Origin of the sequence: Actinopolymorpha rutila (assembly GCF_013407855.1) — a bacterium.
GTDB lineage: Bacteria > Actinomycetota > Actinomycetes > Propionibacteriales > Actinopolymorphaceae > Actinopolymorpha > Actinopolymorpha rutila.
Map to the genome: position 1 here is coordinate 2,570,668 of NZ_JACBZH010000001.1, position 12,305 is coordinate 2,582,972.

Sequence of the window (12,305 nt, forward strand, 5' to 3'; positions counted from 1 at the left end):
CCTTGGGGGTGAGGCGCCTCAGCCGTGCACGTGCAGCGGCTTGCCGGCGAGGGCCAGGTGAGCCTCGCCGATCGCTTCGCTCTGGGTCGGGTGCATGTGGACCAGCTGGGCGACCTCCTCGGGGAACGCCTCCCAGTTGTAGATCAGTTGGGCCTCGCCGACGAGTTCGCCGACGCGGGCACCCACCATGTGGATGCCGACGACCGGGCCGTTCTTGGCCCGGACCACCTTCACGAAGCCCTGCGTCTTGAGGATCTGGCTCTTGGGGTTGCCGGCCAGGTCGTAGGTGAACGTCTCGATCCCGTCCGCTCCGTACTTGTCAGCGGCGGCGGACTCGGTGAGGCCCATCGAGGCCACCTCGGGGTCGCAGTAGGTCACCCGCGGGATGCCGGTCTCGTCGATCACCGCCGGGTCGAGCCCCGCGATGTCCTCGGCGATGAAGATGCCCTGCTGGAAGCCGCGGTGGGCCAACTGCAGGCCGAACACGATGTCACCGGCCGCGCGGATGCCCGGGACGGTGGTGCGCAGCCGCTCGTCGACACGGACGAAGCCGCGGTCGATCGCTACGCCGACGTCCTCGTAGCCGAGGTCGGCGATCGCCGGGCCGCGGCCCACGGCGACCAGGAGGAGGTCGGCGTCGTAGGTCTCGCCGGACTCGGCGGTCAGGCGTACGCCCTGGTCGGTGCGTTCGACGCTCTTGTACGGCGTGTTGGTCCTGTAGGTGATGCCGCGCTTGCGGAAGGCGCGTTCGACGGCCTTGGAACTCGCCTCGTCCTCGGCGGCCAGCAGCCGGGGGAGCGCCTCGATGATGGTGACGTCGGCGCCGAAGGAACGCCAGACGCTGGCGAACTCCACACCGATCACGCCGCCGCCGAGCACGATGACCGAGGAGGGTACGTCGGTGAGCTGGAGGGCGTGGTCGCTGGTGATGACGCGTTCGCCGTCGATGTCGAGGCCCGGCAGGGTGCGGGAGTAGGACCCGGTGGCGAGGACGATGTGGGGTGCTTCGTAGCGCGTGCCGTTGACCTGGACGGCGTTGGGCGCGACCAGCCGGCCCGCACCCTCGACGACCGTGACGCCACGGGCCTTGAGCAGTCCGCCGACGCCACGGAACGCGCGGTTGACGACGCCGTCCTTGTACTTGTTGACCCCCGCCATGTCGACGCCCTCGAACGTCGAGCGGATGCCGAAGTCGGCGCCGTCGCGGGCGTTGTCGGCGATCTCGGCGGCGTGCAGGAGCGCCTTGGTGGGGATGCAGCCGCGGTGCAGACAGGTGCCGCCCAGCTTGTCCTTCTCCACGAGCGCGACCCGCATGTCGAGCTCGGCCGCGCGCAGTGCGCACGCGTACCCGCCGCTGCCTCCGCCGAGGATCACAAGGTCGAACGAGGTGCCGGCGTCATTGTCCGCCACGGGGTCCTCCGTGCCGCTGGTCTGATCCTGCCTGCCTGAACCTGTCTGAACGTGGTGTCGGCGGCCCCTGCGCCGGTGTGGGCCGGCCCGGGGTCGTCACGCCAACGTCATCTTTCCACCCTCGGTGCCCAAGTGCCCAAAGGGTCCGTCCCGGCCGCGTCGGCGTGGTATCCGGACCGGCGAATCGTGCGGGTTCGTACGGGCTTGGGCGGGTCTGTGCCCGGGTATGGAACGTCCGTCGGCGGGCTGTCGGCAGCAAGGTGTCAGAGCCTTCCAGACGTCTGGAACCTGCGGCACACTTCGTGCGTTCGATCGACAAGTCAGCGTCCGCTGTGAAGGAGGTCGCGATGCCGCGGTGGTTCCGGTGGCGCGCCGGCTCGCCCCCTGCCCGCGTCCGGGGATCCGGTGCGAGTGAGGACCTCGCCCACCTCACGGAGTTCGCCCGCACCCGCCGCGGCGTCGAGGGTTTCGTCGAGCCGCGGACGACCGTGACGGAGACCACCCTGCTGCTGGTCGCCGACGACGGGGAGTGGACCCGGCGCCGGGTGCCCGACGCCGCGAGGGCACACGAGTTCGCCAACCGGCTGGGCATCCCCAGCTACGACGCGCAGGTGGTCGGCTACCCCCAGCGCATGCGGGCGTGGAACAGCCGGCGGGCGGCCGCGGAGAAGCAGGCGAAGTCCCTCGGACCGACCGCTCCCGGCGAGGCGGGTTAGCCCACCACGCCGGGAGCGCGCCGACGTCGTGCGAGCGCTACGCGCTTCGAACTCCGGCCGGGCTACAGCTCACCCGCCGCCGCGGCCTCGGCCAGGCCGACCAGCGTGCGCACGCTGCTGCCCGTGCCGCCGACCGGGGTGTAACCCCAGGCGGCGCTGTCGTTGTACGACGGTCCGGCGATGTCCAGGTGCGCCCACCGGATCCCCTCGCCGACGAACTCGTTCAGGAAGCTCGCGGCCACCAGGGCGCCGCCCAGCCGGCCGCGGGCGACGTTGGCGAGGTCGGCGACCTTGGAGTCCAGGCTCTCCCGGGTGCCCTCGGGGATGGGCAGCGGCCAGCCCTCCTCACCGGCGCGGCCGGCGGTCCGGCGTACGAACGAGTTGAAGTCCTCGTCGTTGCCCATGATCCCGAACGTCCGGCCGCCGAGCGCGACCATGCAGGCGCCGGTGAGGGTGGCCACGTCGACGATGACGTCGGGCTTGTCCTCGCTGGCCCGGGCGATGGCGTCGGCCAGGACGAGCCGGCCCTCGGCGTCGGTGTTGAGCACCTCCACCGTCTTGCCGCCGTAGATGCGGAGCACGTCGGAGGGCCGCTGGGCGGACCCGGACGGCATGTTCTCAGCCATCGGCGCCCAGGCCGTCACCGCGACCGGGAGCTGCAGGTCGGCGACCGCGGTGACCGCGGCCAGCACCGCCGCCGCACCGGCCATGTCGCTCTTCATGGTGAGCATGCCCTCGTTCGGCTTGAGCGAGATGCCGCCGGTGTCGAACGTGATTCCCTTGCCGACGAAGACCAGGTGCTTCTTGGCGCGGGCCGGCTTGTAGCTCAGCCGGACGACGCGCGGCTCGCGTTCGGAACCCTGGCCGACGCCGAGCGTTCCGCCGTAGCCCTTGGCCTCCAGCGCCTTGCGGTCGAGCACCTCGACGGTGAGCCCGGCCCGCTTGCCGGCCGCCTTGGCCTCGTCCGCGAACACCTCGGGGTAGAGGTCGGACGGCGCGGTGTTGACCCAGTCGCGGGTGAGGTTGACCGCCGCCGCCACCGCCTCGGCTCGTGTCAAGGCGGCCTTGACGGCCTTGTCGCGGGGCTTGCCGGTCAGCACGGTGACCGCGGAGATCGGCGCCGGCCGCTTGTCGGCGTTGGTGCGGTAGCGGTCGAAGGCGTACGACCCGAACAGGGCACCCTCGGCGAGTGCGCCGACGCTCTCGGCGGTTCCGTCGCCCACCGCGAACGCCACGGTGTCCGCCTTGCCGGCCAGCCGGCGTACGACCGCACCGGCGGCCCGGCGCAGCGCCTCGGCCCCGGGCTCCTCACCGCCCAGCCCGACCGCCGCGACCAGGGTGGCGTCCACCCCGGAGGGGGAGGGGAGCAGCGTCACCTCCTCCGCCTTGCCCTTCGCGCCCAGGGAGGCGAGGGTCGAGGCGAGCCGGCCGCCGAACGCCTTGTCGAGCTCGCGCGCTCCGGAGTCGAGCGTCACTTCCTGGTCACCCGGCGCCACGCCGACGACCAGCGCGTCCACCTTCACCGAAGGGGCGGACGCCTTGCGGACGGAGATGCTCGGACTTTTCACACTCACGCTTGATCTCTCCTCGTGCCGATTCGGTGCTGACTCTGGGCTGACTGGGCTGACACGGTGCCGGCTCGTGCGACTGGTTGCCGGTTCCCGTGCGGGTGAACAGTGCGGGTGAACGGATGTGACAACTTCACCAAGCCTGTCCCGGCGGATGCTACGCCGTCCCCGGAGGGCCGGTTCGGTAGGTTCGCGGTCATGAAACGTTCGCCGCTGCACGACCGGCACCAGGCCCTCGGTGCGAAGTTCGCGGAGTTCGGTGGCTGGGAGATGCCGCTGGAGTACGCCGGGGGAGGCGTCCTGCGCGAGCACGCGGCCGTGCGGTCCGCCGCCGGTGTGTTCGACGTGAGCCACCTGGGCAAGGCTCGGGTCAGCGGCCCCGGCGCGGCGGACTACGTCGACTCCACCCTCAGCAACTCCCTGTCCAGGATCGAGCCGGGCAAGGCGCAGTACACCCTGTGTTGCGACGAAGCCTCCGGCGGAGTGGTGGACGACCTCATCGCCTACCTGCGCGGCCCCGACGAGGTGTTCCTCGTGCCGAACGCCGCCAACTGCGCCGAGGTCGTCCGCCGGCTCGCCGCCCAGGCGCCGGGCGGGGTCGAGGTCGTCGACCTGCACGACGACTTCGTGGTGCTCGCCGTCCAGGGCCCGCGCAGCGACGACGTCCTCGCCGCCGCCGGGCTCCCCATCGGGCACGGGTACATGTCGTTCGTGCAGGCCGACTGGCAGGGAGCGCCGGTCACCGTCTGCCGTACCGGCTACACCGGCGAACGCGGGTACGAGCTCGTGGCGCCTGCGCACGCCGGGCCGGAGCTCTGGGACGCGATCCTCGCCGCCGGCGAGGCGTACGACATCGCGGCCTGCGGACTCGGCGCCCGCGACACGCTGCGCACCGAGATGGGCTACCCCCTGCACGGGCAGGACATCTCCCTCGACATCACCCCGGTGCAGGCCCGCCTCGGCTGGGCCGTCGGCTGGAAGAAGCCCGCGTTCTGGGGCCGGTCGGTGCTGTCGGAGGAGCGCGCGGCCGGGCCGGCGCGGCGGCTGCTCGGCCTGGAGGCACGCGGGCGGGGCATTCCGCGGCCGGGCATGTCCGTGGTCGGCGCCGAAGGCTCGCCCGTGGGCGTGGTGACGAGCGGGACGTTCTCCCCGACCCGGCGGGTGGGGATCGGGCTGGCCCTGCTGGACGCCGGGGTGAGCGAGGGCGACGAGGTCGCGGTCGACGTACGTGGCCGGCGGGAGGCCTTCTCGGTCCGCCGCCCGCCCTTCGTCGAGGCCTCTCCCACTGCCTGACAGCGCCTGAGACGCTGGCGGCTATCTCGTTTGCGAGATAGCGTTTCCGGTATGGCGAACGAGCCGTCTCCGTCCTCGCCGTCCACTCCGTCCTCCCGGGCCGGTGACGACGACCTGCCGGTGATGCCCGGTTTCCGGGAGATGGCGCAGCGGCGGCGGGCACTGGCCGAGTCGCTGGTCGACCTGCGCCGCCGGTCCGGGCTGTCCCAGACCCAGGTGGCCGCGCGGATGGGTACGTCCCAGTCGGCGGTCGCCCGGCTGGAGGCCGGCGAGGCCGACGTACGCCTGTCCACCCTGGAGCGCTACGCCGCCGCCGTCGGCCACCGGCTCGACGTCCGGCTCGGCGGCGATGCCCGACCAGTCGCAGAGGCATGACCAGCCGCAGCGGCCAGATCACACCGGAGGAGCCGTCATGAGGGACGACCGGGCGATGACCTTCGACTCCTACGTCGCCGAGCAGTTGTTCGAGCGCCGGGTCGTACTGGCCCGGGGCTTCCTCGACGAGGAGCGCGCGACCCGTACGGCCGCCCAGCTGCTCACCCTGGAGGCGCTGGCCCCCGACCCGATCCAGCTGCACCTGTCCTGCCCGGACGGCACCCTGGGCGCCGCGCTCAGTCTGGCCGACACGGTGCACGTCCTGCGCGCCGAACTCACCGCGGTCGCGGTCGGTGAGGTGAGCGGCCCGGCGGTCGCGGTGTTCGCGGCGGCGCCGGTGCGGATCGCCTACCCCCACGCGCGGTTCCGGCTGGCCGAGCCGAAGGCACCCGAGCGGACCGGCACGGCCACCGAGGTGGACACCTACGCACAGGAGTACCTCCGTCAGCGCGACGACCTGGTGGGCCTGCTGGCGGAGGCGACCGGACGGCAGGCCGAGTCGGTCGCCGCCGACCTGCGGACCGGCCGGTTCCTCACCGCCGAGGAGGCCGTCGGCTACGGCCTCGCCCAGCGGGTGTCCGCCGGCCGATCCGTCCGCTGAGCCGGCGGCAGCTGACCCGTGGACTGCTCCGCCGGCGCCCCGAAGTTCGCTGGTGCGTCGACGTTCACAGGTGCGGTGACGTTCACAGGTGCGTCGAAGTCCACCGGAGCCTCGAACGCCGCCCGCCTGGCCGCCCGGCGCAGGGTGCCGAGCACCACCCGGCCGGCGAGCAGGATCAGGGCGGCGTTCACCACTGCGCGAACACAGTCCCAGCCGAACGACGTGGTGACGTAGAACGCCGCGTAGTGGCGGAGGTTGGTGAGCACCGGCTCGCCCGCGGCGTAGCTCATCCCGGCCGGCAGCGAGGTGGAGAACGGCCAGAAGGACAGGTTGAGCAGCGCGCCGAACGCGAACCCCGCCACGCTCGCGTACCCCGCGAGCAGCACCCGCTCGGCCCGGCCGGACGCACGCGGCAGGAGTCCGGCCGCCAGCCCGACCCAGGCGAGGCCGACCATCTGGAACGGCAGCCACGGACCCACGCCGCCGGTCGCCAGCCCGCTGGCAAGGATCACCACCGAGCCCAGCGCGAACCCGAACCCCGCACCGAACACCCGGGCGGCCAGGATCACCAGGAACAGCGTCGGCTCGAACCCGCCGGTGCCCGGGCTGAGCGCCCTCAGCGCGGTCCCGGCCGCGGAGAGTACGCCGAGCATGGCGACGGCCTTGGCGTCCATGCCGCCCTCGGTCAGCTCGGCCAGCACGACCGCGATGACGAGCGGAAGCAGGACGAGGAAGAGGTACGGCGCGTTCGGGCCGGCGCCCCGAGCCGCGGCGCCTGCGTCGCCGGCACCGGTCAGGAACGGCCAGCCGAAGCCGAGCACGCCGACCAGGCCGGCCACCGCGAGGGCCGCGACCGACCGCGGCCGCAGGCGTACGACCTGGGTCACGGCCTCGGTCGCGCCCTCGGTCACGACGCGGGTTCCAGCGCGGCGGCCACGTCGGCGACGGTGAGCCAGGGCAGCGGCCGCAGGATCTTCGCCACCTGCGGGGCGAACGTCGGCGACGCGGCCACCACCGAACCCACCGGCCCGTCGGCGACCACCTCCCCGTCGGCGAGTACGACCACCCGGGTGGCCACCTCCGCGACGAGTTCGACGTCGTGGGTGGCGAACACCACGCCGTGCCCAGCGGCGGCGAGGTCCCGGACGATCCGCGTCAACCGTGCCTTGGCGGTGTAGTCGAGCCCTCGGGTCGGCTCGTCCAGCAACAGCAGCGGCGGCTGCCCGGTGAGCACGACGGCCAGCACCAGGCACAGCCGCTGCCCCTCGGACAGGTCGCGGGGATGACGGTCGGGGGATACGCCGGGAGCCAGCCGCTCCAGCAGCCGGGCACAACTGCCGGCCGGCGCGTCGAAGTCCCGGTCGGCCTGGGCACACTCCTGCGCCACCGTCTCCGCGTACAGCAGGCTGCCCGGGTCCTGCGGCACCAGCCCGACCGCCCGAGCGATCGCGCGCGGCTTCGCGGTGGCCGGGTCGACCGGGTCCGCCTGGCCGACCTGGACCGTGCCCGCCACCGGACGGACCAGGCCCACCAGCGAGCCGAGCAGCGTGGACTTGCCCGCGCCGTTGCGGCCCATCAGCGCGACCACCTCGCCCGCCGCGACGTCGAGGTCGAGGTCGCGCACCGCGGGCGGCTGGGCCGACCGGCGGCCGCCGTACCGCACGGTCAGCTCGTGCACCGTGGCCACTGTGTCCACCGTGTTCACCGTGTCGGCCGGGGCCTCTCCCGTGGCCGCCGAACGACGGCCGTTCGATGCCGGCTTCCGGGGTACGCCGGCCCGCACCGGCGGGCGCAGTGGCGCGAGGCGTTCGCGGAGCGGACCGGCCATTCGCCGGGCGTCCCGGACGCTGAGGGGGAGGGGTTCCCACCCGGCGAGCCGGCCGAGCGCGACCACCGGCGGCGCGACCGTGGAGCGGGCCATCATCTGCGCGGGCGGGCCGACCTCCAGCGCGTGGCCGGTGCCGTGCACCAGCACCACCCGGTCGGCGTACTGCACGACGCGTTCGAGCCGGTGCTCGGCCAGCAGCACCGTCACCCCGAGGTCGTGCACCAGCCGCTGCAGCGCGGCGAGCACCTCCTCGGCGGCCTGCGGATCCAGTGCCGACGTCGGCTCGTCCAGCACCAGGATCCGGGGATGGGTGGTGAGGACCGCGCCGATGGCGACGCGCTGCTGCTGCCCGCCGGACAGCGAGGCGATCGGCCGGCCGCGTACGCCGGCCAGGCCGAGCAGGTCGAGCGTCTCCTCCACGCGGGTACGCATCACCTCCGGCGGCAGCCCCAGCGACTCCATGCCGTACGCCAGCTCGTCCTCCACCGTGTCGGTGACGAACCCGGCGAGGGGATCCTGGCCGACGACGCCGACCACGTCGGCGAGGTCGCGCGGCCGGTGGGTGCGGGTGTCCCGGCCGTCGACGAGGACGCGCCCGGCCATCGTCCCGCCGGTGAAGTGCGGCACCAGCCCGTTGACCGCCCGCAGCAGCGTGCTCTTGCCGGCACCGGTCTGCCCGACGACCAGGCACAGCTCGCCCTCGGCGACCTCGAAGGTGACGTCCTGTAGCACCGGAGACGCGGCACCGGGATAGCGCACGGTCACCGACTCGAACCTGATCACGCGAGCACCTCCGAGGAAGGGTCGGACGAGCCTGACCGGGTGGACGAGCCCGACGGGCCCGACGGGCCTGACGGGTCTGACGGGCCGATCACCGGCTGCGGCGGCGGCGAGCACCAGGCGGGCAGCAGGCCCAGCAGGGCGCCGGCCGTGGGGAGCACCGGCAGGCCGGGCAGGGTCAGGGGAGAGGCCGAGACGACCACGTCGGGTACGCCGGTGGACGCGGCCCAGGTGAACGCCGCCGCGACGGCCACCCCGCTGGCCGCGACCAGCCACTCCGGCAGCGCCCACGGGTCGGGGCGGTACCGCGTGCGAACGGCCCGCCGCCCGGCCAGCGCCAGCCCGGCCACCGCGGCCGCGCCACCGGCCAGCAGCATCGGCGCTCCGAACAACGGTCCGCCGTCGGCGGCGAGCAACCCGTAGGCTCCCGCGCACAGACCGACCAGGCCGCCGAGGACGAGCGCCGCGGTCACCACCCGGGTGGCCCGCGGCACCTGGCCCACCCGGCCGTACCCGCGTGAGTCCATCGCCGCGGCCAGGGCGAGCGAGCGTTCCAGCGCACCCTCGAGGAGGGGTACGGCGGTGGCGCGCAGCGAGCGCAGACCCCGGTCGGCCCGGCCGCGCAGCCTGCGCGCCGCCCGGGCCCGCGCGGCGTCCCCGACCAACTGGGGGGCGAACGTCATCGCGACCACCACGGCCACGCCCAGCTCGTACAGCGCACCCGGCATCGCGGCCAGCAGCCGCTTCGGGTTGGCCAGCGCGTTCGCGGCGCCGATGCAGGCGAGGACGGCGGCCAGCCGGAGCCCGTCGTACGCCGCGGACGCCAGCGCCTCGGCGGTCACCGCGCCGCCGATCCGGATCCCCTCCAGCCAACCGGGCAGCGGCACCTGCGGCAGCGTGAAGAGCACGGTCCGCCCGGTGACGGCCGCGCCGAACAGCGACTGGAAGACCACCCGGATCGCGATCACCACCAGCCCGAGCCGCAGGAACGCGGCGTACGAACGTGCCCACGGCGCGGAGGTACGACGGGCCGCCACCACGTAACCCGCGACGGCGAGCACCAGCACCAGCAGCAGCGGGTTGGTGGTGCGGCTGGCCGCCGTCGCCAGGCCGAGCGCCCACAGCCACCACGCACCCGGGTGCAGGGTGCGCGGCAGCGTGGGACGGTGGACGGCGCGCATCGGCTCAGGCGCCCTGGTCGGCGTTCCGTCGCCGGCGAAGGAGCAGCAGCCCGCCGCCCAGCAGGACGACGATGACCGCGACCACGGGGAGGACGGGCAGCCCGCCGGAGCCCGCGTCGACGGCGCGGTCGCCGGCACCTTCGCGGGGTTCGCCGGCGCCGGCCTTCTTGCCGGCCGCCTTGGCATCGGTGTGGCTCGCGGGCAGCGCCAGCGCCACGGTCGGCTCCGGCGAGGCGACCGCCGGAGCCTTCTTCACCGGGTCGCCGCAACCAGTGGACGGGAAGCCGTCGATCGCGCAGATCATGCTCTTCTGCTCACGGACGTCGCCGACCGCGGCGAGCACCTGCGCGGACGTCGCCTTGGCGTCCACGAGCGCGCACGCGCCCCGGGCCTTCGCGGGCTGCTGCCCGCCGGGCGCCTCGTCGGCCAGCCCGTAGTCGAGGACGACCCCGACCCGCTTCTTGCCCGCCTGCGCCTTGGTGCCGCCGCACAGCTCGGCGAAGTCGGCGGCCGCCCGCGGCAGCCGGGGCGGCGACTTCTCACCGGACACCGCGAACCGCCAGCCGTCGACCGCGCCGTCCTTCGGGGTGACTGAGCCGGGCCCGACCGAGGCCATCTTCCAGGCGTTGTCCTTCCACTGGAAGAAGCCCCAGTAGCGGTACGCGGACGCCTGTGCGACCCCCGCGCCGAGGGTCGTGGCGAGCAGGCCGGCGGCCAGCACGGTCGCCAGGGTGGTCAGGAGGAAGGCGGCGGCGGAGCGCCGGGCGGCCTTCGGAACGAACCTCATTCGGGTGTCCTCTTCTCATGGTGCGGTCACGGCCATGGGAACCGGGACCACACATGAGAACGCCCCCGGCTACGTGCGGCGTGGAACGCCGGTAGACGAGGGCAGGGCTCGGGTGCGTGACCCGCGCTCCGCCCGCAGACCTCGACGGGTGTCGTGGAGCCGGTCGTCGTCGGCAGGTGCTCCGGCTCGCCGCGGGCACCCGGTGAGTTCGCGCGATCCCGGCTCGGGGTCGAGTCAGGTCGTACGGACGTGCGGGCACGCGGCCTACGGTTGCGGGTCAGCGCCGGATTCGGACCGGCTTTCCCTGCGTGCGGGACCTGGTGGGTCTCGCCCGACGACGTCGTGCAGGACGGAGGCTCTCACGGCCGGCCCGGGAAGTCAAAGATGTCCGGAACTCCGCGAGACGCTCCGTTGGGAGGCCAGTACCGGGTCCTGTGCCGGGTCCTGTGCGGGGTCGCACCGGCCTGGCCGCACGACCGGCCCCGGCCGTGCCCGACCAAGCTGCCCACGACGAACCCCGGGAAACCTCTAAGCTCGGCTTTCATGACCTGGACGTGGCGACTCGAAGATTCCGAGGGCAACCCCGTGGACGCCGGCGAGCTAGCCCGCAGTGAGTTCCCCTCGCAGAGCGACGCCGAGAGCTGGATCGGCGAAACCTGGCGCGAACTCTCCGGAAGTGGTGTCGACCAGGTGACGCTGCTCGAAGCCGGGCGCGAGGTCTACGGCCCGATGAGCCTGCACCCGGCCGACTGAAGTACCGGCGTCCGGGGGACCGACGGCCGGGCTGACCCGAAGGGCCGGAGCCGATCCGGCCCGGACGGTCGTACGGCCCAGGGCCTGTCCTAGATCTTCTCGCCGCCGGGCTTGACCTGCGGCTTGGGCATCCGCAGCCGGCGGATCTGGGTCGAGCGCATGATGCCGTACGACAGCGCGCCGCGGTGGCTGTCGTTGGGGAACTCCTCGCGCAGCTTCTTCTTCAGCCGTCGTCCCAGCAGGAGCAGGTCCAGCGGCACGATGATGATCGCCACCAGCCAGAGGTAGGTCGCCACCACCCGCACCTGCGGCATCGGCAGGGTCATGAAGATGAAGATGACCAGGAAGTACGGCAGGAGGTACTCCGCCGGGGTGCGGCGGGAGTCGACATAGTCGCGGACGAACCTCCGCACCGGTCCCTTGTCCCGGGCCGGGAGGTAACGCTCGTCGCCGGTGGCCATCGCCTGCTGCATCCTGGCCCGCTCGGAGCGGGACTTCTCCCGCTGCTGGCGGACCGCCTCCTTGCGGTCGCGGGGCGCGCTGACCCGGGTCTTGCGGGCCTGCTCGGCTTCGCGGCGCTTGGGCGTGGGGCGTCCCTTGCCGCCGGTGCCGCCGGCCTTCTCGGACGGCGTCGGCTCGGTGGCCGTCTCGGCGGGGGCCTCGGTTGTCGTACGGCGTCGGAACACGCCCACAGAGTAACGGTCCGGCAAATCCGCGCCCAAGCCCGCCCGGGCCGTCACCGGCGGTGCGGTCCCCGGCGGCATCCGACCGTGATCCGACCGCCGGCTCCGCCGGGAATCTGCCAGGAATCTGCGGGGACATCAGCCTGGACATCTGCCGGAGACTCTTCCGAAAACACGCCGGGAAATCCGCTGAGAGACTCCGCCGGGAACTCTTCGCGATCGCGGCTCGTCTAGGGGAAATGTCCGGGGGAGGTGGGGTCGCCCTTGTACGTTCGTCGGCATAGGGTGAACCCACACACGACGCCGTCCCGTGCCATCCGCGGCAGGGAG

Annotated in this window: 12 protein-coding genes; 5 read left to right on the forward strand and 7 right to left on the reverse strand. The window is 73.4% G+C overall.

The genetic code is table 11. From position 1 onward, the window contains the following. Positions 1 to 18: 18 nt before the first annotated feature. Positions 19 to 1,410: a dihydrolipoyl dehydrogenase gene (gene lpdA, locus F4554_RS11510; protein ID WP_179787376.1), complete on the reverse strand. Its 1,392-nt coding sequence runs from the start codon at positions 1,408 to 1,410 to the stop codon at positions 19 to 21. Between the two features lie 347 nt (positions 1,411 to 1,757). On the opposite strand from lpdA, the gene F4554_RS11515 reads away from it, so the two are divergent. Beyond that, positions 1,758 to 2,126 carry a hypothetical protein gene (locus F4554_RS11515; protein WP_179787377.1) on the forward strand — a complete coding sequence of 123 codons (369 nt, stop codon included), beginning with the start codon at positions 1,758 to 1,760 and terminating at the stop codon, positions 2,124 to 2,126. Between the two features lie 62 nt (positions 2,127 to 2,188). Here the strand turns inward: F4554_RS11515 and F4554_RS11520 are convergent, their stop codons facing one another. Continuing rightward, complete coding sequence (locus F4554_RS11520; RefSeq protein ID WP_179787378.1) at positions 2,189 to 3,700, reverse strand: leucyl aminopeptidase; 1,512 nt, start codon at positions 3,698 to 3,700, stop codon at positions 2,189 to 2,191. A 192-nt stretch (positions 3,701 to 3,892) separates the two neighbouring features. Here F4554_RS11520 and gcvT point away from each other — a divergent pair, with 192 nt between their 5' ends. From gcvT to F4554_RS11535, 3 genes are read left to right on the forward strand one after another with little or no spacing between them, the layout of a single operon-like run. After that, entirely contained in the window at positions 3,893 to 4,987 is a 1,095-nt protein-coding gene (gcvT, locus tag F4554_RS11525) for a glycine cleavage system aminomethyltransferase GcvT (protein ID WP_179787379.1), read from the forward strand. 51 nt (positions 4,988 to 5,038) lie between these two features. Next, entirely contained in the window at positions 5,039 to 5,362 is a 324-nt protein-coding gene (locus tag F4554_RS11530) for a helix-turn-helix domain-containing protein (RefSeq protein WP_202889252.1), read from the forward strand. A 37-nt stretch (positions 5,363 to 5,399) separates the two neighbouring features. Further along, positions 5,400 to 5,963, forward strand: coding sequence for an ATP-dependent Clp protease proteolytic subunit (locus F4554_RS11535; RefSeq protein WP_179787380.1), 564 nt, complete (start codon positions 5,400 to 5,402; stop codon positions 5,961 to 5,963). Here the strand turns inward: F4554_RS11535 and F4554_RS11540 are convergent. Genes F4554_RS11540 through F4554_RS11555 form a run of 4 tightly spaced genes read right to left on the reverse strand, consistent with a single transcriptional unit; the run spans position 5,918 to position 10,539 of the window. After that, positions 5,918 to 6,874 carry an ECF transporter S component gene (locus F4554_RS11540; RefSeq protein ID WP_337795976.1) on the reverse strand — a complete coding sequence of 319 codons (957 nt, stop codon included), beginning with the start codon at positions 6,872 to 6,874 and terminating at the stop codon, positions 5,918 to 5,920. The genes F4554_RS11535 and F4554_RS11540 overlap by 46 nt on opposite strands. Beyond that, positions 6,871 to 8,574, reverse strand: a complete 1,704-nt coding sequence (locus tag F4554_RS11545; protein ID WP_179787381.1) for an ATP-binding cassette domain-containing protein — start codon at positions 8,572 to 8,574, stop codon at positions 6,871 to 6,873. Before F4554_RS11545 ends, F4554_RS11540 begins: the two co-directional genes overlap by 4 nt. Further along, positions 8,571 to 9,752 (reverse strand): energy-coupling factor transporter transmembrane component T family protein, encoded by a 1,182-nt coding sequence (locus F4554_RS11550; protein ID WP_179787382.1) that lies wholly within the window; start codon positions 9,750 to 9,752, stop codon positions 8,571 to 8,573. The genes F4554_RS11545 and F4554_RS11550 overlap by 4 nt, the downstream gene beginning before the upstream one ends. Positions 9,753 to 9,756: 4 nt before the next feature. Further along, positions 9,757 to 10,539, reverse strand: a complete 783-nt coding sequence (locus F4554_RS11555; RefSeq protein ID WP_179787383.1) for an SCO2322 family protein — start codon at positions 10,537 to 10,539, stop codon at positions 9,757 to 9,759. A gap of 543 nt (positions 10,540 to 11,082) precedes the next feature. Between F4554_RS11555 and F4554_RS11560 the strand changes: the two genes are divergently transcribed. Beyond that, on the forward strand, positions 11,083 to 11,292 hold the full coding sequence (locus tag F4554_RS11560) for a hypothetical protein (protein ID WP_179787384.1): 210 nt from the start codon (positions 11,083 to 11,085) through the stop codon (positions 11,290 to 11,292). An 89-nt stretch (positions 11,293 to 11,381) separates the two neighbouring features. On the opposite strand, the gene F4554_RS11565 is transcribed toward F4554_RS11560, so the two are convergent. Next, positions 11,382 to 11,978, reverse strand: a complete 597-nt coding sequence (locus F4554_RS11565) for a DUF3043 domain-containing protein (protein ID WP_179787385.1) — start codon at positions 11,976 to 11,978, stop codon at positions 11,382 to 11,384. Positions 11,979 to 12,305 lie beyond the last annotated feature (327 nt).

What these genes read in the sequence shown, in the direction of transcription:
- F4554_RS11515 (WP_179787377.1), top strand. Translation starts at nt 1,758, where the DNA reads ATGCCGCGGTGGTTCCGGTGGCGCGCCGGCTCGCCCCCTGCCCGCGTC.
- gcvT (WP_179787379.1), top strand. Translation starts at nt 3,893, where the DNA reads ATGAAACGTTCGCCGCTGCACGACCGGCACCAGGCCCTCGGTGCGAAG.
- F4554_RS11530 (WP_202889252.1), top strand. Translation starts at nt 5,039, where the DNA reads ATGGCGAACGAGCCGTCTCCGTCCTCGCCGTCCACTCCGTCCTCCCGG.
- F4554_RS11535 (WP_179787380.1), top strand. Translation starts at nt 5,400, where the DNA reads ATGAGGGACGACCGGGCGATGACCTTCGACTCCTACGTCGCCGAGCAG.
- F4554_RS11550 (WP_179787382.1), bottom strand. Translation starts at nt 9,752, where the DNA reads ATGCGCGCCGTCCACCGTCCCACGCTGCCGCGCACCCTGCACCCGGGT.
- F4554_RS11555 (WP_179787383.1), bottom strand. Translation starts at nt 10,539, where the DNA reads ATGAGGTTCGTTCCGAAGGCCGCCCGGCGCTCCGCCGCCGCCTTCCTC.
- F4554_RS11560 (WP_179787384.1), top strand. Translation starts at nt 11,083, where the DNA reads ATGACCTGGACGTGGCGACTCGAAGATTCCGAGGGCAACCCCGTGGAC.